This is a genomic window from Rhizobium nepotum 39/7 (assembly GCF_000949865.1).
Lineage (GTDB): Bacteria > Pseudomonadota > Alphaproteobacteria > Rhizobiales > Rhizobiaceae > Agrobacterium > Agrobacterium nepotum.
This window is the reverse complement of sequence record NZ_JWJH01000007.1, coordinates 220,244-237,026: the sequence shown is the minus strand read 5'-3', so window position 1 is coordinate 237,026 and position 16,783 is coordinate 220,244. Positions and strand designations below refer to the sequence as shown.

The window sequence follows — 16,783 nt, the reverse complement described above, 5'->3', positions numbered from 1 at the left end:
TCAACGACCGGATCGACGCATATTCCATGAAACATACAGCAGTTCTTTTTGTCTGCATGGGCAATATTTGCCGCTCACCGCTTGCCGAAGGCATTTTGACAAACCTTGCCGAAAGCGCAGGCTTGTCCCACCAGCTCTCCGTCGATTCCGCCGGCACCGGCGGCTGGCACACCGGCACCGCCCCGGATCGCAGATCCATCGCGGTAGCCCGCAAGCATGGTATCGATATTACCGGGCAGCGCGCAAGGCAGGTGGGTCAGGCCGATTTCGAAACCTTTGATCTCATCCTCGCAATGGACGGGAGCAATCTGGCAAAACTGCGTCAAAAGGCGCCGGAAAACAGCAGGCACAAAATCCACCTGTTTTTGGACTACGCGTCAGGACGCCATGACAGCGTCCCCGATCCCTATTTCGGTGGTGAAGACGGCTTTCTGGCCGTCTACAACATGCTTTTGGCGGGATGCAACTCGTTGCTCGAAAAGATGGAGCTGGACCGCGCCTCGTGAAGCGGAAACGCCTCTTCAACGATGTAAGGCCCGCCGCCCACCGATTCTTTCGACGACATCAGCACGAAACGACCGACCGTGAAAGGTGACGTGCGGAAATTGCCGCGTCCGGAAAGATAGTGCACCACATCGTCCAGACGCGAGGAGCGCAGCCGCGCCAGCGTCACATGCGGCATGAACTTGCGCGGATCCGGCGGCAGGCCGATCCTCTGACAGATCCTCTCGACCTCCGCTTGCAGCGCATGCATTTCCGGCGAAGGAGAAACCCCTGCCCAGATGGAATGCGGCTTCTTGGAACCGAAGGAACCCATGCCGTTCAGATTGAGCTGGAATTCCGGTCTCTCGATCCGGTCCAGCCTGTCCACGACCTCATCGGCGGTCCGCCCGTCGATGTCGCCGATAAAACGCAGGGTTATGTGATAATTCTCCACATCGATCCACCGGGCTCCCGGCAGACCACCGCGCAACAATGAGAGGCTCATAGCCGCATTGCGCGGAATTTCGAGGGCGATAAACAGTCTCGGCATGGCGAGCTCCCCGAATCTCTTGGCAGAACAAGCATAGCGAATCATGCAATGCGGGCGGGCGCAAGTGCTTATTTTTTTTGCGCACCGATTGTCTTGATGAAGCTCTCAACGGCTGGCAGAGATTTCTCCACCATCATCGCCACACCCTTCGTATTCGGGTGCATCTTGTCGTCCAGCTTCAGCGTATCATCCGTCACCACGCCATCCAGAAAGAACGGATAAAGCGGCAGGTTGTACTTCTCCGCAAGCTGCGGATAAATCGGATTGAAGCGTTTGGCGTAATCGTCACCCATATTCGGCGGCGCCATAATGCCGACCAGCAGCACGGCTATGTTGCGTTTCTGAAAGCCGGCAATGATGGCGTCGAGGTTCTTTTCGGTCTGTTCCGGGGCAATACCGCGCAATGCGTCATTGGCGCCGAGTTCCAGAATGACCGCGTCCGTGCCATCCGGAACCGACCATTCCGCCCGCGCCAGACCGCCGGAAGAGGTATCGCCGGATACGCCGGCATTGGCGACGGCGACGTTGATGCCCCTGGCCTTCAATGCAGCTTCAAGCTGTGCGGTATAGCTGTCGGTGGGAGGCAGTTGATAACCGGCCATAAGGCTGTCGCCGAGGCCGACCAGTTGCAACATCCGCTCCTCCGCCATGGCCACCGAGGCGGAGAAGGCGGCGGTGAAAATGACGATGAAGTGAAACAGGGCAGCTTTAAATCTCATCACGGCTTTCCTAACTTGGTTCACATTGCCTGAAATACGACCGCATCGACACCGCCGGACCGTTTTCATCACCCTATATAGGAACGAGAATTGTGACGAAAAGCATCATAGAGCTGAAGAAGGCCGACCTCACGCTCGGCAACGCCGCCGCCTCCGTTCACGTTCTCAAGAACATTGATCTTACAATCAGCGAAAGCGAGGCGGTCGGCATCGTCGGCCCTTCCGGTTCGGGAAAATCGACGCTTCTGATGGTGCTTGCCGGCCTTGAGAGGCTGGATAGCGGCGAGATCGTCATAGCGGACACAGAATTGCACAAGCTCGGTGAGGATGCCCTGGCGGATTTCCGCGGCAAAAACATCGGCATTGTTTTCCAGTCCTTCCATCTCATCGCAAACATGACGGCGCTGGAAAACGTTGCCGTTCCGCTGGAACTGGCCAACACCCCGAACCCCTTCGAGATTGCCAAACGCGAACTCGTCGCCGTCGGTCTCGGCGAACGCCTCAACCACTATCCAGGCCAGCTATCCGGCGGCGAGCAGCAGCGTGTCGCCATCGCCCGCGCGCTGGCGCCTTCCCCCGCCGTACTGATCGCCGACGAACCGACGGGCAATCTGGACACGGATACCGGCAAGCAGATCGCCGATCTTCTCTTTGCAAAGCAGGCCGAGCGCGGCATGACGATGATCCTCGTCACCCATGATCCGGCGCTGGCCGCCCGCTGCTCGCGGCAGATCAAGGTACGGTCCGGTGAGATCGAGGGTGACAGCGCCAGAGCTCATCTGGCCCGGGCGGTATCGGCATGATCGGCTCCATTCTCCCGTCTGCCGCCAATATCAGGAACGCGTTGAGGCTCGCGCGCCGCGAGATTCGCGGCGGATTGCGCGGCTTTTACATTTTCCTTGCCTGCATCGCGCTCGGAACCGCCGCCATTGCCGCCGTCAATTCCGTATCACGCGCGGTCACCAGCGCGATTGCGACGGAGGGCCAGTCTATTCTGGCGGGCGACGTACGCTTCGAACTGCGCAACAGGGAAGCGACGGGAGAGGAACGAACCTATCTCGACAGCCTCGGCAAAATCGCCGTTTCCACCGGGTTGCGCTCAATGGCGCGCCTCGCCGACGGCTCTGAACAGACCCTGACGGAAGTCAAGGCCGTGGACGGCGCCTATCCGCTCTACGGTGCCTTCACGGCCGAACCCAACCGGCCTCTGAGCGAGCTTCTGGCCGAGACCGGCGGTACCTATGGCGCCATTGCCGCACCGCTTCTCCTGGAACGGCTGGGCATCAAGGTCGGCGATGAAATCCTGCTTGGCAATGTGAAGCTGAAATTGACCGGCACCGTAGTCGACGAGCCGGATGCGCTGTCCGACGGTTTCGGTTTCGCACCGAGGCTGATGGTCAGCCGCGATGCCCTGTTCGCCTCGGGCCTCGTTCAGACCGGAAGCCTGGTCGAACACGCCTACAAGATCAGGCTGAACGATCCCTCGGCGCGTGCAGCGATGACCGATGCGGCCAACAAGGCCTTTCCCGATGCCGGCTGGTCCATCCGCACCAGCGACCGGGCAGCACCGTCGCTCACCGAAAACGTCAACCGTTTCTCACAATTCCTGACGCTGGTGGGCCTGACCGCCCTCATCGTCGGCGGTGTCGGTGTTGCGAACGCGGTTCGCGCCTTTCTCGATTCCAAGCGCACTACAATCGCCTCGCTGAAATGCCTCGGCGCTCCCGCTTCCGTGGTCACCATGACCTATCTCTTCCAGATCGCCTTCATCGCCGTCGTCGGCATCGTCATCGGTCTCGCCGTGGGCGCCATCGCCCCGCTGATCGCCATGCGGTTCCTGGAAGGCGTGCTCCCGGTGCCGGAAGAGCTTGCCTTCTACCCGGCCGCCCTCGGTCTCGCCGCGCTGTTCGGCCTCTTGACGACGCTCGCCTTTGCCATCGTACCCCTCGGTCAGGCACGCGAGGTGCCGGCAACCGCCCTTTTCCGCGAGCAGGGTTTCGAAGAAGGCAGCTGGCCGTCCTGGCCTTATCTCGCGGTGACGGTGTTGCTTTTGGCCGCGCTGGCTGCACTTGCCATCTTTTCGGCGGAAGACCGTTTCATCGCCTCGGTTTTCCTTGCCGCCATCGCATTTGCTTTCGTGGTGCTGCGGCTCGTGGCTTCGGGCGTGAAGGCCATTGCCAAACGCAGCCCGCGCGTTCATTCCGCCGCGCTTCGCCTGGCGATCGGCAATATTCACCGGCCGGGCGCGCTTACACCCTCGGTCGTACTTTCGCTCGGCCTCGGCTTGACCCTGCTCGTGACCCTGACGCTGATCGACGGCAATCTGCGCCGCGAACTGACCGGCAGCCTGCCGGAACGCGCGCCGAATTTCTTCTTCGTGGATATTCAGGGCAGCGAGTTGCAGGGCTTCCGTGATCTTCTCAAACGGGAAGCGCCTGAGGGCACGCTGACCGAGGTGCCGATGCTGCGCGGCCGCATTCTGGCGCTCAACGGCGAGGACGTGACGAAGATGGAGGTGCCGCCATCCGGGCGCTGGCTGCTGCGCGGTGACCGGGGCATAACCTATTCGCAGGACGCTCCCGAAAACGCGACGCTGACGGAGGGAACATGGTGGGGACAGGATTATAACGGCGAGCCGCTGGTTTCCTTCGCGGCAAAAGAAGCGGGCGAACTTGGCCTCAAGATCGGCGACACAGTCACCGTCAACGTTCTCGGCCGCAGCATCACGGCGAAGATCGCCAATCTGCGCAATGTCGAATGGGAATCGCTGTCGATCAATTTCGTCATGGTGTTTTCGCCGAACACCTTCCGCGGCGCACCGCATGCCTGGCTGGCGACGCTCGCCGATCCTTCCGCATCAGCGAGTGACGAAGGCCAGATATTGCGCACGGTTACCAACGCCTATCCGACGATCACCACCGTGCGTGTGAAAGATGCGCTCGACGTCGTCAACCGGCTGGTCGGCCAGCTTGCAACCGCCATCCGTGCCGCCGCCGCCGTGGCGCTGATAGCATCCGTCCTCGTTCTCGCCGGCGCCCTTGCTGCCGGAAACCGCGCCCGTACCCATGACGCGGTCATCCTGAAAACGCTGGGGGGTACGCGAAGCCTGCTCATCCGCGCTTTCTCTTACGAATATATGATGCTCGGTCTCGCCACCGCCGTTTTCGCGCTTTTCGCCGGCGGCGTCTCCGCATGGTTCGTGATTGCCCGCATCATGAAGCTGCCTTCCAGTTTCCTGCCGGATGTGGCGATAGGAACGCTCGCCGTCGCCCTCGTCATGACGGTGGGTATCGGCCTCATCGGTACCTGGCGAATTCTCGGGCAGAAGGCCGCTCCGGTTTTACGGCAGGCGGGTGAATGATCTTCGGTTGTGCACCGCTTAACTTTAACGATTAATTCTTTGTAATGATCGCCAAAACGTGAGTGCTTTTCGCGCATATGGTGTCTTTTCAACAGCAAAAGGCCTTGTATCGGACACGTTCTGCCATCATATTCTTGAACAGGCTTGCTGTAGCTCCGCAGCGGCGCCCGGGAGGTATCCCGACACCGTAGCAATCACGGAGCTCAAAAGAGGAAACAATGGCTGATTTCAATAACTACCAGAACCGCATGGCGCAGACCCGTGCACAGACTGGTGCGATGATCGATGAAGGTCTTCGCGCCTACATGCTCAAGGTTTACAACCTGATGGCGCTGGCTCTGGTCATCACCGGCGTTGCTGCGTTCGCTACCTTTACGCTCGCGACGACCAATCCGGCTGTCGCCCAGCTGCTCTATGCATCGCCGCTGCGCTGGGTTGTCATGCTCGCGCCGCTCGGACTGGTGTTCTTCCTTAGCTTCCGTATCCAGAACATGAGCGTTTCCGCCGCCCAGATGACCTTCTGGGCCTATGCGGCGCTGATGGGTGTGTCTCTGTCGTCGATCTTCCTGGTCTATACCGGCCAGAGCGTCGTACAGACGTTCTTCGTGACAGCCGCCTCGTTCGGCGCGCTCTCGCTTTACGGTTACACGACGAAGAAGAACCTCTCCGGTCTCGGTTCGTTCCTGATCATGGGTCTGTTCGGCCTCATCATCGCATCCATCGTCAACATCTTCCTCGCCTCTTCCGCGCTGCAGTTCGCGATCTCCGCTATCGGCGTGCTGATCTTCGCAGGCCTGACCGCCTACGATACGCAGAAGATCAAGGAAATGTATTTCGATGGCGACGAAGTTGCCGTGGCTGGCCGTAAGGCTATCATGGGCGCGCTGACGCTGTATCTCGACTTCATCAACCTGTTCATGTTCCTCCTGCAATTCATGGGTAACCGTGACAAGTAAGGGCAGGAGCCCGACAGGCAAATACGCAAAAGGCGGCCCTTTGGCCGCCTTTTTATTTACCAGCATTCGGAAGCTGAACGCCTATCGACCCGCTTGTCCGCATAAAGCGACAGGAGATAGCCCGCCTGTCTGAAGCTCACTCGATGAGCTTCAGGACCTTGTCGAAAACCTTGAGAACCTGCGGCAGTTCGTGGCCACGTTTGAGGATGCGGCCATCCGTATTGACCACGCAATAAGCGCCCTGCTTTGCTGCCAGCTTGGGGTTCTTCTCGATCCGGTAAAGCGGCATTTCGCCCGAGCGTTTAAAGACTGAAAATACCGCCTTTTCCCTCAGATGGTCGATGGCATAATCGCGCCACTCGCCCTCTCCCACCATGCGTCCATAGATGCGCAGGATCGCATCCAGCTCGCGCCGGTGAAAGGTGACCGGCAAAGGGTCTTTATCTTTTTTGTATTCGCGGAGATCGACAACGGTGGAACTGTCGCGTGAAGCGGTTTGCACCTGCTGCACATCCGGTTGATCGGTCATCCAATACCTCCGATTCCACCCAGGTCTTTCAATTAATGTGACCCCGGGAAGACGAAATTGCAAGCCTTGCAAGGCCTCTAAGCACAGGGCTGGAATTTTCGCGAAGGGTTTGACGGTCCTCGGACGGCGACAAAAACCGGGTGGCGATGGCGCCGAATGACACCTGAAAACACCCTTACGAGAGTTGCCTCCGGAAAAAGCAGAGGTAAAAATTGGTAACCATTTAGGCAGCCATTTTAGCATGGGCTGCCGTAATTCGGTCAAACCATGGCCCGAATTGGGTGGAATAGTCCTATTGTCAATTGATGCCTAGGCACCAAGATGACCCGGTCCGGTGCATTGACCCTTTACCCCCAGCCCCCAATGCCCCGGACCGGATCTTCCATCGCCGGATCGGCGATTACTGTGTTTCATTCCCCAGCAGAATACTTGCGCCGACAATGGCGGCCGGATCGCCGCCGGCATTTGCCGTCTGCAACAGCACGGCGCAGCCACCCTTTTTCACCTTTGCAACCACGCTCGCCGGAAGCTTCACCGTCATCGGTGAACCGTCCCACATGCCGACCGTCTGCACGTCATAGACGCTGTGCCAGTAGGACATTTTTTTCCCCTGGTTCTCGCCCTTCTGCACATCCACCGTTTGTTCGCGCGTGAAATAGGCGACCACAACATCGGCCTTGCCGCTGCCGGCGCCGATATCGATTTCCACCTCGTCTCCGGCAAACTTCGACGAGACCGGCACGTTCAGCCCCTGACCTTCCCGCTTGAAGGCATCGAGCCTGTCGTAAATGCCACGGACATCGGCACCCTTGACGTGATCGCGACCGTTCAGAATGGCCTGCGGCGTATAGACCCCGTTACGGCCAAGAGCCCGCATGTAACCATATTGCCGTTCGGTGTTTTCCTTCGATGCCAGCGAATCCGTCCAGCCAAGATAGTTCCAGTAGTCGACATGGTAGGAGAGGCCGACGACATCGCCCTTCTGGATCATCTTGCGCAAGGCCTCGTCCGCCGGCGGGCAGGATGCGCATCCCTGCGACGTGAACAATTCGACGACGCCCTTCACAGCCTCCTGCGCATGCGCAGATGTGACGAGGAACGTGCCGAGAACACATATCGACAGAGGGAATTTCAGCGGCATTACAAAAACCTTTGTCCGGACGAAATATCCAGACGAATTGATGCGATCAACCCTGCCGGATGCAAACCGGAAAATAACGTCTATTCCACTTCAATAGAAAGTCACGAAGGGGTGAGCGGCAATCACAAAAAAAGAGGCCATGAAACAGGAAAGACGCCGGGATTTCTCCCGGCGTCTTTTATTGGTCTAAACTTTCTCAGGCGACCAGATCGCGAAGAACAGTCTGCAGAATGCCGCCATTGTTCATGTAGATCACTTCGTCCAGCGTATCGATGCGGCACAGAAGCGGAACTTCCTTTACCGAACCGTCGCTGTAGGTGATCTTGGCGATCTTCTTTTCACGCGGCTTGATCTCGCCTTCGAGACCATCGATCTCGACGGTTTCGTCACCCTTGAGATCGAGGCTTGCCCAGGTCGTGCCTTCCTCGAAGACGAAGGGAACGACGCCCATGCCAACGAGGTTGGAGCGGTGGATACGCTCGAAGGACTGCGCGATAACCGCCTTGACGCCGAGCAGATTGGTGCCCTTGGCCGCCCAGTCGCGGGAAGAACCGTTACCGTATTCGACACCGGCGAAGATGACGAGCGGAACACCTTCCGCCTTGTACTTCATGGCGGCGTCGTAGATCGACATCTCTTCCTTGGACGGATAGTGGATGGTGTAGCCACCTTCCTTGCCGTTCGGGCCGAGCATGTGGTTGCGGATGCGGATGTTGGCGAAAGTGCCGCGCATCATCACTTCATGGTTGCCGCGACGCGTGCCATACTGATTGAAGTCGGCAACGGCGACGCCATTGTCGGTCAGATAGGCACCTGCCGGTGAGGCAGCCTTGATCGAACCGGCCGGGGAAATATGGTCGGTCGTGATCTTGTCGCCGAAGAGACCGAGAACGCGAGCGCCCTTGATATTCTTGAGGCCCGTGCCGCTCTTGCCCATGCCCACGAAGTAAGGCGGGTTCTGAACATAGGTCGACTTGTCGTCCCAGGCATAGGTCTGGCCCGGAGGAACCTGAACGGCCTGCCAGTTCTCGTCGCCCTTGAACACGTCCGCATACTTCGATTCGTAAAGTTCGCGGGTGACGTATTTCAGGATGAATTCCTGGATTTCCTGCGAAGTCGGCCAGATATCCTTGAGGAAAACCGGGTTGCCGTTCTGGTCGTCGCCGATCGGCTCCTTCGTCAGGTCTTTCTGGACCGTGCCGGCAAGGGCATAGGCCACGACGAGCGGCGGCGAGGCCAGATAGTTCGCCTGAACGTCCGGCGAGATACGGCCTTCGAAGTTACGGTTGCCGGAAAGAACGCCAGCCGTGATCAGGCCCTTGTCGTTGATCGTCTTGGAGATCGGCGCCGGCAGCGGGCCGGAGTTGCCGATGCAGGTCGTGCAGCCGAAACCGACGAGATTGAAACCGATCGCGTCAAGATCCTTCTGCAGACCGGCCTTCTCGAGATATTCGGCAACGACCTGCGATCCCGGTGCCAGCGAGGTCTTGACCCAAGGCTTGGACTTCAAGCCCTTGGCCACCGCATTGCGGGCAAGAAGGCCGGCGGCGATGAGAACCGAAGGGTTGGAGGTGTTGGTGCACGACGTGATGGCGGCAATCGCCACATCGCCATGGCCAAGATCGAAATCAGCGCCTTCGACCGCATAGCGGCTGTTGAGCTGACCTGGCTTCTTGTAGTCGCTTTCGAGAGCCGTTGCGAAATTCGGCGCAATGGTTTCGAGCGGCAGGCGGCCTTCCGGACGCTTCGGACCGGCCATGGACGGCACGACGTCGCCGAGGTCGAGTTCCAGCGTGTCGGTGAAGACGAGGTCGGAACCATCACCGGTACGCCACATGTCCTGCGCCTTGGAATAGGCCTCGACGAGCGCGATACGGTCCTTGGTGCGGCCGGACATGGTCAGGTAGTTGATGGTTTCGCCATCAACCGGGAAGAAGCCGCAGGTTGCGCCATATTCCGGACCCATGTTGCCGATGGTCGCACGGTCGGCAAGAGACATCGAATCAAGGCCGGGGCCGAAGAATTCGACGAACTTGGAAACCACGCCCTTCTTGCGGAGCATCTGTACGACGGTGAGCACGAGGTCGGTCGCGGTCACGCCTTCCTTGACCTTGCCGGTCAGCTTGAAGCCGATGACCTCAGGCAGAAGCATGGAGACCGGCTGGCCAAGCATGGCCGCTTCGGCTTCGATGCCGCCAACGCCCCAGCCCAGAACGCCAAGACCGTTGATCATGGTGGTGTGGCTGTCGGTGCCGACGCAGGTATCCGGATAAGCGATCGTCTCGCCATCCTCTTCCTTCGTCCAGACGGTCTGGCCGAGATATTCGAGGTTGACCTGGTGACAGATGCCGGTGCCGGGCGGAACCACGCGGAAGTTCTTGAACGCCTGCTGGCCCCACTTCAGGAAGCGGTAACGCTCGCCATTGCGCTCGTATTCAAGCTCGACGTTGCGGGCAAACGCGTTCGGAGTGCCGAATTCGTCGACGATGACCGAGTGGTCGATGACGAGGTCGACGGGAACGAGCGGATTGATCTTTTCCGGATCGCCGCCGAGAGCCTTGATGCCGTCACGCATCGCAGCAAGATCGACCACGGCGGGAACGCCGGTGAAGTCCTGCATGAGAACGCGGGCGGGACGATAAGCGATTTCGTTTTCGGTCCGACCCTTGTTGTCCAGCCATTCCGCAACGGCCAGAATGTGCTCCTTGGTGACGGACTGACCGTCTTCAAAACGAAGCAGGTTTTCCAGAAGAACCTTCATGGAATAGGGCAGCTTGGAAACGCCCTTCAGACCGTTGGCTTCAGCCTTGGGAAGGCTGAAATAGACGTAATCCTTACCGTCAACGGTAAGAACGGAACGACAATTAAAACTGTCGAGAGATTTGGCCACGGATAAAACCCCGCTTACTCTGATAGCCAACACGCGCGTGCGGACACCTATGCACTCATGCACATCAGGATGCGGGTACGACCATTTCCGCTGTCCGCACGTGAAAGTTGCTCACGCAACATTCAGGTCCGGCGCAAGATGATGTTCACGCCGGCCGCTGGCGTGGTTGACACCCATATAGATAATTTCTCCGAAACGTGCCAGACCATTCGGTGACCCAAATCGATATTTTTTACGATCGGTACGATGAAAATTTTAAACGGAACCCCGGCATGGATTTGACGGCGGAAAATCTCGGCGTTCGTCGCGGCGAAGATTTCATATTCATGAATGTTTCCTTCAAGTTAAGCGACGGCGAAGCGCTGGTGCTGACCGGCCGCAACGGCTCGGGAAAATCGACGCTCCTGCGCACGGTGGCCGGCCTGCTGCGCGCCGAACAGGGACGCATAAATATAGCCGGCAAAGGAATAGAACCGGACATGCGCCCGTCGGAGGCCTGCCATTATCTCGGCCATCGCAACGCGATGAAAACGGAACTGACCGTTTCGGAAAACCTGCGGTTCTGGAAAGACTTCCTCGGCGATTTTTCCGGCGGCGCGAGTGTGGATATCGATGAGGCGGCGGAGATCGTCGGTCTTGCCGGTATCACCCATCTGCCCTTCGGTTATCTGTCCGCCGGCCAGCAACGGCGTTTTGCCATGGCGAAACTTTTGATCGCATGGCGGCCTGTGTGGATTCTCGACGAACCAACCGCCGCCCTCGACAAAGCTGCGGACCGCATGTTTACCGATCTCGTCAAGAGCCACCTGTCCGGCGGCGGCATCGTCATCGCCGCGACCCACCAGCCTTTGGGGTTGGAGAATGCGCGCGAATTGCAGATGACGGGGTTTTTAGGTGTGGAGGCCTGGACATGATGGGCGTAGGCACGGGACATACCCCCCTCTGCCCTGCCGGGCATCTCCCCCTCAAGGGGGGAGATCGGCAAGAGGTAATTTCGCCGCTTAAGCCTCCAATGTCGAGATGGGCGAGACTTCGCCGCAGATCGATCTCCCCCCTTGAGGGGGAGATGCCCGGCAGGGCAGAGGGGGGTGCCGCAGCCTCGGGAACGAGGGCGCCCCAATGACCGCCCTCTTCTTCCGCGACATCAAGCTCTCCATCCGTGCCGGCGGCGGCGCGTTGATCGGCGTGCTGTTTTTCATGACCGTGGTGGCCGTCATCCCCTTCGGCGTCGGTCCCGATCTCAATCTGCTGGCACGCATCGGCCCGGCTATCGTGTGGATCGGCGCGCTTCTTTCCGCCCTTCTCGGCCTCGACCGGCTGTTTCAGGCAGAGCGTGAGGATGGCTCGCTCGACCTTATTCTCATGCAGGAAAACCCGCTGGTCCTGACCGTGCTCGTCAAATGCCTGGCGCATTGGGTGGCGATCGGCCTGCCGCTGGTGCTTGCTTCTCCATTGCTCGGCCTGTTTATGAACATGGATGAAGTGGCGATCGGCGCCGTGATGCTGACGCTTCTGGTCGGCTCGCCCGCCATCACTTTCATCGGCGCGGTGGGTGCCGCCGTCGCCGTCGCCTTGCCGCGCGGCGGTCTTCTGGTCTCCATCCTCGTCCTGCCGCTGGCCGTTCCGGTGCTGATCTTCGGCGTCAGCGCCTCCTATGCGGCGGTGCAGGGCCCGGCACCCTTTCTGCCGCCATTCCTTATTCTCTGCGCGATCACGTTATTTTCAGCCGTGACCGGCCCTTTCTTCGCCGCTTTGGCGTTGCGTAATGTTATGGATTGATGAAACCGCGACTGCCGATCTACGATTGACGGGGATCAATTGCGGGACAGCCATTCTCGGGTTACACAAACGGCATGAACGAGCAGACCTTCACCATCACCAAATTCAGCGATCTCGCCAATCCCACGCGGTTTCTGGCGCTGGCGGCCCGTATTCTGCCCTGGCTGGCAACCTTGACCGCGCTGGTGCTGGCCGCCGGTCTTTATCTGTCCTTCACGAGCGAGGGCGATTACCAGCAGGGTTACACCGTGCGCATCATGTATGTGCACGTTCCCTCCGCCTGGCTTGCCATGATGTGCTATACGGTCATGGCGGTCTCGGCCATCGGCACCCTCGTGTGGCGTCATCCGGTCGCGGATGTCAGCCACAAGGCCGCCGCCCCCATCGGCGCAGCCTTCACGCTCATTGCCCTCGTCACCGGCTCGCTCTGGGGTAAACCCATGTGGGGAACCTGGTGGGTCTGGGACGCACGCCTGACATCCGTCTTCGTCCTCTTTCTGATGTATCTCGGGCTGATCGCGCTCAACCGCGCCATGGACGACCCCTCCAGAGCCGCCCGGGTCAGCGCCGTGCTGATCCTCGTGGGTTTCGTGAATATTCCCATCATCAAATTTTCGGTCGAGTGGTGGAACACCCTGCATCAACCGGCAAGCGTCGTCCGCATGGGCGGCTCAGCCATCGATGCGGAATTTCTCTGGCCGCTTCTCACCATGGCGATCGGCTTCACGCTGCTGTTCTTCACATTGCACATCGCCGCCATGCGCAACGAAATCTGGCGAAGGCGTGTCGCGGCCCAGCGGCGGCTCGCCGCCCGCATGGCGAACCGGGAGGCATGAGATTATGACGCACGCCTTTTATATCGGCATGTCCTATGCGGCGACCGGCCTCGTCGTCCTCTGTCTCATCGCCTGGGTCGTCGTCGACGGTCAGGCGCGCAAACGGGAACTGAAGGAATTGGAGGCGTCCGGTGTGCGCCGCAGGACGAAAGCTGCTTCTGCGGGTGACGCCCGATGACGCAGGCCGGCCAGGAACAGAACACAAAGGCCAAAACGACGGGCCGCGCACGTTATGCGCTGGCGCTGCTGCCACTTCTGCTTTTCGGCGGCTTTGCCTTCATCGCCGGCAAGATGCTCTACGATCAGGACGTCAACGGGCTGGATATCAGCGCCATTCCATCAGCGCTCATCGGCACCAAAGCGCCGACTTTGTCGCTGCCGCCGCTGGAAGGCTCGAACCTGCCGGCGCTGACCGATGCCGCCATCAAAGGCAAGTTGACGCTGGTGAATGTCTTCGCCTCCTGGTGCATTCCCTGCCGTCAGGAGCACCCCATCCTTCAGGAACTGTCGAAAGACAGCCGCATCACGGTCGTCGGTATCAATTACAAGGACAGCCAGGACAATGCGCTTCGCTTTCTCGGCGAACTCGGCAATCCCTTTACAGCGATAGGTGTCGACCCCAACGGCAAGGCCGCGATCGACTGGGGTGTCTATGGCATTCCCGAAAGTTATCTGGTCGGCGCAGACGGCACGATCCTTTACAAGAAGGTCGGCCCTTTCGATGCCCACAGCGTCGAACGGGACTTGCTGCCAGCCATCACGGCCGCGGCCGGAAAATAACTCACCTGCCTAAGGGCGTCACGCCTTTGAACCCGGGCACTATGCACCTTCCAAGTCCGAATCCGGCAGACACGTTCACATCTGCGGAAGGGCGTTCTGCCATACCTTGATCGCCTCGACAGGCCAGACCAGCATGACGACATTCAGCGTCAGATTATCGCGGATTAGCCAGCCGGTGAAAAGTTCGAAGAAGATGGCGATCACCACCGTCAGCCACACCGGCACCCGCGCGGCGAACAGAAAACCGAGCACCATGAAAACCGTATCCATCGCCGAGTTCAATATGCTGTCGCCGGCGTAACCCAGCGCCATGGTCGCCGTACGGTAACGATCGATAATGAGGGGCGAGTTTTCGAGAATTTCCCAAGCCGCCTCGACCAGAACCGCAACGGAAAGCCGCATGGAAAGCGGCTTTTTGCGGAACAGCAGCCAGGCGAACCAGTAAAACAGGAAGCCGTGGATAATGTGCGACGGCGTGTACCAGTCGGCCAGGTGCTGAGAATTGCCCGGCGTGTTCACACCCGGTTCGAACAGCTTGACATATCCGCATTCGCAAATGGGAATGCGGCCCATGACATAAAGAATGACGATCTGCAGGAGAAGCAGCCCGGCGGCCACACCGAACCATTTGAGCGACCGCGAACGGGAAACCGGCATCTCCGCAACTGTCATTTTTCGTCCTTGTTGAGCGGTTCGAGCGAATGACGCATGACGAGCGGCATTTGCGCCATGGTGAAGATGATGGTGATCGGCATCGTGCCCCACACCTTGAAGGCCACCCATGCATCGGTGGAAAACATGCGCCAGACCACCTCGTTCATGACAGCGAGAAAGAGGAAAAACACGCCCCAGCGCAAAGTCAGCTTGCGCCAGCCCTCATCGTTCAGCTTGAACGCCGAATTGAAGACATAACCGAGCAGCGACTGGCCGAAGAACAGGCCGCCGAGCAGGATGACGCCGAACAGAGTGTTGACGATGGTCGGCTTCATCTTGATGAAAGTGTCGTTCTGCAACCAAAGTGTCAGTGCACCGAAGACCAAAACCACGATGCCCGAAATCAGCGGCATCATAGGCAGCTTTCGCGTCAGTATCCATGAAACAGAAAGCGCGACAGCAGTTGCGATCATGAACAGGCCAGTGGCGATGAAGATCGGCCCGCCGAACTCCGTCAGCACCGGAAAAGTGGATGCCAGCCATTCGCCACGGGAGTTGGCGAAAAAGAACACCATGAGCGGACCAAGCTCGAGCACGAATTTCAGGAGCGGGCTGATTTCCGCCACCATCTTTTCGCTTTCCTTGGAATTGCTTTCAATATCCATACTCAAACTCCCGCAATGGCCTTGGCGAAATCTTCCGCCTCGAAGGGCTCCAGATCGTCCACGCCTTCACCCACACCGATGAAATACACCGGCAGCTTGTGTTTTGCAGCAATGGCAACGAGGATACCGCCCCGCGCCGTGCCATCCAATTTTGTCATAATCAGGCCCGAAACGCCCGCGACGTTGCGGAATATTTCCACCTGGTTGAGGGCGTTCTGCCCCGTCGTCGCATCCAGCGTCTGAAGCACGGTGTGCGGCGCATCCGGATCGAGCTTGCCAAGCACCCGCACAATCTTTTCCAGTTCCGCCATCAGCTCCGTCTTGTTCTGCAAGCGACCGGCGGTATCGATGATGAGCACGTCGCTTTTTTCAGCCCGCGCCTGCTCATAGGCGTCGTAAGCCAGACCCGAGGCATCCGCCCCAAGCTTGGTGCCGATGAATTGCGAGCCAGTGCGATCGGCCCAGATCTTGAGCTGCTCGATTGCCGCCGCACGGAATGTGTCGCCAGCCGCCAGCATGACCTTTAGACCCGAACCGGACAGCTTGGCGGCGAGTTTGCCGATGGTCGTCGTCTTGCCGGTGCCGTTAACACCCACGACGAGAATGACATGCGGCTTGTGCGAAAGATCGAGTTCCAGCGGTTTTGCGACGGGTTTCAGGACCTTGGTGATCTCGCCCGCCATGATGCGCGCCACATCCTCGCCGCTGACATCCTTGCCATAACGTTCCGAAGACAGGGCGCCGGTAATGCGCATGGCTGTCTCAACACCCAGATCCGACTGGATGAGAAGATCTTCCAGTTCGTCGAGCGTATCCTCGTCCAGCTTGCGCTTGGTGAACAACGCCGAAATCTGGGTGGTCAGTTGCGATGAGGTGCGCGCAAGCCCGGCCCGCAGACGCTGAAACCAGCTGAGCTTCGGCTGCGGTGCTTCGTCCTCAGGCTCTTCGCGCTCACTCGCCGATGAAAAGCCCTTCGGCAAAGCGGACGAAACCGCAGGGGGTTCGACCGCACGCGCAGACTCCGCCTCATCGAGCAACGCATCCATCGCATCCGCATCGAGCACGGCATCGGCAGCTTGCGGTAAAACCTCTGCCTGTTCTTCGGCGGCGGCTTCGGCCTGCAACAGCGACAACGGCACGACACCGATATCACCGGCAAGCTCCACACCGGGCAGAAGCGGCGCGTCCTCTTCCTCTTCGTCTTCGGAAACGACCACATTTGGCGTCTCGTCCGAAGCCGGCCCACCGGCCGTCTCGATCTCCAGTTCGGAAACCGGGTCCTTCTCGACAAGGGGATGTGCTTCGGCTTCGCTCAGCGCCTCGTCGAAAGAGGCGTTTTCCTTGGCGCGTTCAAGCGCGGAATCCTCTTGCGGCCGGTCGCCCGTCCCGGTCTTGTCCTTGCCGAACGAAAAGACTTTTTTGATGAAGCCGAGGGCCATG

The 16,783-nt window shown here is 59.3% G+C and carries 17 protein-coding genes; 9 read left to right on the top strand and 8 right to left on the bottom strand.

Going from position 1 to position 16,783, the window contains the following annotated elements; translation table 11 throughout:
* Nucleotides 1-26: 26 nt before the first annotated feature.
* Nucleotides 27-506 carry a low molecular weight protein-tyrosine-phosphatase gene (locus tag RS75_RS09320; protein ID WP_045019556.1) on the top strand — a complete coding sequence of 160 codons (480 nt, stop codon included), beginning with the start codon at nucleotides 27-29 and terminating at the stop codon, nucleotides 504-506.
* On the opposite strand, the gene thpR is transcribed toward RS75_RS09320, so the two are convergent.
* Nucleotides 440-1,033, bottom strand: coding sequence for an RNA 2',3'-cyclic phosphodiesterase (thpR, locus tag RS75_RS09315; protein WP_045019856.1), 594 nt, complete (start codon nucleotides 1,031-1,033; stop codon nucleotides 440-442). The genes RS75_RS09320 and thpR overlap by 67 nt on opposite strands.
* A 68-nt stretch (nucleotides 1,034-1,101) precedes the next feature.
* On the bottom strand, nucleotides 1,102-1,752 hold the full coding sequence (locus RS75_RS09310) for an arylesterase (protein WP_045019554.1): 651 nt from the start codon (nucleotides 1,750-1,752) through the stop codon (nucleotides 1,102-1,104).
* Nucleotides 1,753-1,844: 92 nt separating this feature from the next.
* On the opposite strand from RS75_RS09310, the gene RS75_RS09305 reads away from it, so the two are divergent.
* From RS75_RS09305 to RS75_RS09295, 3 genes are all read left to right on the top strand, one after another.
* The gene (locus tag RS75_RS09305; RefSeq protein WP_045019552.1) at nucleotides 1,845-2,555 is read left to right on the top strand and encodes an ABC transporter ATP-binding protein; all 711 of its coding nucleotides are present in this window, start codon (nucleotides 1,845-1,847) and stop codon (nucleotides 2,553-2,555) included.
* Nucleotides 2,552-5,113 carry an ABC transporter permease gene (locus RS75_RS09300; protein ID WP_045019550.1) on the top strand — a complete coding sequence of 854 codons (2,562 nt, stop codon included), beginning with the start codon at nucleotides 2,552-2,554 and terminating at the stop codon, nucleotides 5,111-5,113. Before RS75_RS09305 ends, RS75_RS09300 begins: the two co-directional genes overlap by 4 nt.
* A 218-nt stretch (nucleotides 5,114-5,331) precedes the next feature.
* Nucleotides 5,332-6,069 carry a Bax inhibitor-1/YccA family protein gene (locus tag RS75_RS09295; protein ID WP_045019548.1) on the top strand — a complete coding sequence of 246 codons (738 nt, stop codon included), beginning with the start codon at nucleotides 5,332-5,334 and terminating at the stop codon, nucleotides 6,067-6,069.
* 136 nt (nucleotides 6,070-6,205) lie between these two features.
* Here the strand turns inward: RS75_RS09295 and RS75_RS09290 are convergent, their stop codons facing one another.
* The 3 genes from RS75_RS09290 to acnA all read right to left on the bottom strand — a co-directional run bounded on the left by RS75_RS09290 (nucleotide 6,206) and on the right by acnA (nucleotide 10,629).
* Complete coding sequence (locus tag RS75_RS09290) at nucleotides 6,206-6,598, bottom strand: DUF2794 domain-containing protein (protein WP_045019546.1); 393 nt, start codon at nucleotides 6,596-6,598, stop codon at nucleotides 6,206-6,208.
* 400 nt (nucleotides 6,599-6,998) lie between these two features.
* Nucleotides 6,999-7,739: a DUF1223 domain-containing protein gene (locus tag RS75_RS09285; RefSeq protein ID WP_045019545.1), complete on the bottom strand. Its 741-nt coding sequence runs from the start codon at nucleotides 7,737-7,739 to the stop codon at nucleotides 6,999-7,001.
* Nucleotides 7,740-7,935: 196 nt separating this feature from the next.
* Nucleotides 7,936-10,629 (bottom strand): aconitate hydratase AcnA, encoded by a 2,694-nt coding sequence (gene acnA, locus RS75_RS09280; RefSeq protein WP_045019543.1) that lies wholly within the window; start codon nucleotides 10,627-10,629, stop codon nucleotides 7,936-7,938.
* A gap of 272 nt (nucleotides 10,630-10,901) precedes the next feature.
* Between acnA and ccmA the strand changes: the two genes are divergently transcribed.
* The 5 genes from ccmA (at nucleotide 10,902) to RS75_RS09255 (ending at nucleotide 14,024) form a co-directional block, all read left to right on the top strand.
* On the top strand, nucleotides 10,902-11,543 hold the full coding sequence (gene ccmA, locus RS75_RS09275; protein WP_045019540.1) for a heme ABC exporter ATP-binding protein CcmA: 642 nt from the start codon (nucleotides 10,902-10,904) through the stop codon (nucleotides 11,541-11,543).
* A 205-nt stretch (nucleotides 11,544-11,748) separates the two neighbouring features.
* On the top strand, nucleotides 11,749-12,408 hold the full coding sequence (gene ccmB / locus RS75_RS09270) for a heme exporter protein CcmB (protein ID WP_045019538.1): 660 nt from the start codon (nucleotides 11,749-11,751) through the stop codon (nucleotides 12,406-12,408).
* A 74-nt stretch (nucleotides 12,409-12,482) separates the two neighbouring features.
* Complete coding sequence (locus tag RS75_RS09265; RefSeq protein WP_045019535.1) at nucleotides 12,483-13,244, top strand: heme ABC transporter permease; 762 nt, start codon at nucleotides 12,483-12,485, stop codon at nucleotides 13,242-13,244.
* Nucleotides 13,245-13,248: 4 nt separating this feature from the next.
* Nucleotides 13,249-13,422 (top strand): heme exporter protein CcmD, encoded by a 174-nt coding sequence (gene ccmD, locus RS75_RS09260; RefSeq protein ID WP_045019533.1) that lies wholly within the window; start codon nucleotides 13,249-13,251, stop codon nucleotides 13,420-13,422.
* Nucleotides 13,419-14,024 (top strand): DsbE family thiol:disulfide interchange protein, encoded by a 606-nt coding sequence (locus RS75_RS09255; protein WP_045019531.1) that lies wholly within the window; start codon nucleotides 13,419-13,421, stop codon nucleotides 14,022-14,024. Before ccmD ends, RS75_RS09255 begins: the two co-directional genes overlap by 4 nt.
* Before the next feature lie 75 nt (nucleotides 14,025-14,099).
* Here RS75_RS09255 and RS75_RS09250 read toward each other — a convergent pair whose 3' ends face one another.
* From RS75_RS09250 to ftsY, 3 genes are read right to left on the bottom strand one after another with little or no spacing between them, the layout of a single operon-like run.
* Nucleotides 14,100-14,696, bottom strand: a complete 597-nt coding sequence (locus tag RS75_RS09250; protein ID WP_045019529.1) for a DUF2585 domain-containing protein — start codon at nucleotides 14,694-14,696, stop codon at nucleotides 14,100-14,102.
* Nucleotides 14,693-15,343: a septation protein A gene (locus RS75_RS09245; RefSeq protein WP_045019527.1), complete on the bottom strand. Its 651-nt coding sequence runs from the start codon at nucleotides 15,341-15,343 to the stop codon at nucleotides 14,693-14,695. The genes RS75_RS09250 and RS75_RS09245 overlap by 4 nt, the downstream gene beginning before the upstream one ends.
* 2 nt (nucleotides 15,344-15,345) lie before the next feature.
* Nucleotides 15,346-16,782, bottom strand: coding sequence for a signal recognition particle-docking protein FtsY (gene ftsY / locus RS75_RS09240; RefSeq protein ID WP_045019524.1), 1,437 nt, complete (start codon nucleotides 16,780-16,782; stop codon nucleotides 15,346-15,348).
* Between the last annotated feature and the right edge of the window lies 1 nt (nucleotide 16,783).

Coding starts and splice junctions, on each gene's coding strand:
- RS75_RS09320 (WP_045019556.1), top strand. CDS start 27: ATGAAACATACAGCAGTTCTTTTTGTCTGCATGGGCAATATTTGCCGC.
- thpR (WP_045019856.1), bottom strand. CDS start 1,033: ATGCCGAGACTGTTTATCGCCCTCGAAATTCCGCGCAATGCGGCTATG.
- RS75_RS09310 (WP_045019554.1), bottom strand. CDS start 1,752: ATGAGATTTAAAGCTGCCCTGTTTCACTTCATCGTCATTTTCACCGCC.
- RS75_RS09300 (WP_045019550.1), top strand. CDS start 2,552: ATGATCGGCTCCATTCTCCCGTCTGCCGCCAATATCAGGAACGCGTTG.
- RS75_RS09295 (WP_045019548.1), top strand. CDS start 5,332: ATGGCTGATTTCAATAACTACCAGAACCGCATGGCGCAGACCCGTGCA.
- RS75_RS09290 (WP_045019546.1), bottom strand. CDS start 6,598: ATGACCGATCAACCGGATGTGCAGCAGGTGCAAACCGCTTCACGCGAC.
- RS75_RS09285 (WP_045019545.1), bottom strand. CDS start 7,739: ATGCCGCTGAAATTCCCTCTGTCGATATGTGTTCTCGGCACGTTCCTC.
- ccmA (WP_045019540.1), top strand. CDS start 10,902: ATGGATTTGACGGCGGAAAATCTCGGCGTTCGTCGCGGCGAAGATTTC.
- ccmB (WP_045019538.1), top strand. CDS start 11,749: ATGACCGCCCTCTTCTTCCGCGACATCAAGCTCTCCATCCGTGCCGGC.
- RS75_RS09265 (WP_045019535.1), top strand. CDS start 12,483: ATGAACGAGCAGACCTTCACCATCACCAAATTCAGCGATCTCGCCAAT.
- ccmD (WP_045019533.1), top strand. CDS start 13,249: ATGACGCACGCCTTTTATATCGGCATGTCCTATGCGGCGACCGGCCTC.
- RS75_RS09255 (WP_045019531.1), top strand. CDS start 13,419: ATGACGCAGGCCGGCCAGGAACAGAACACAAAGGCCAAAACGACGGGC.
- RS75_RS09250 (WP_045019529.1), bottom strand. CDS start 14,696: ATGACAGTTGCGGAGATGCCGGTTTCCCGTTCGCGGTCGCTCAAATGG.
- RS75_RS09245 (WP_045019527.1), bottom strand. CDS start 15,343: ATGGATATTGAAAGCAATTCCAAGGAAAGCGAAAAGATGGTGGCGGAA.
- ftsY (WP_045019524.1), bottom strand. CDS start 16,782: ATGGCCCTCGGCTTCATCAAAAAAGTCTTTTCGTTCGGCAAGGACAAG.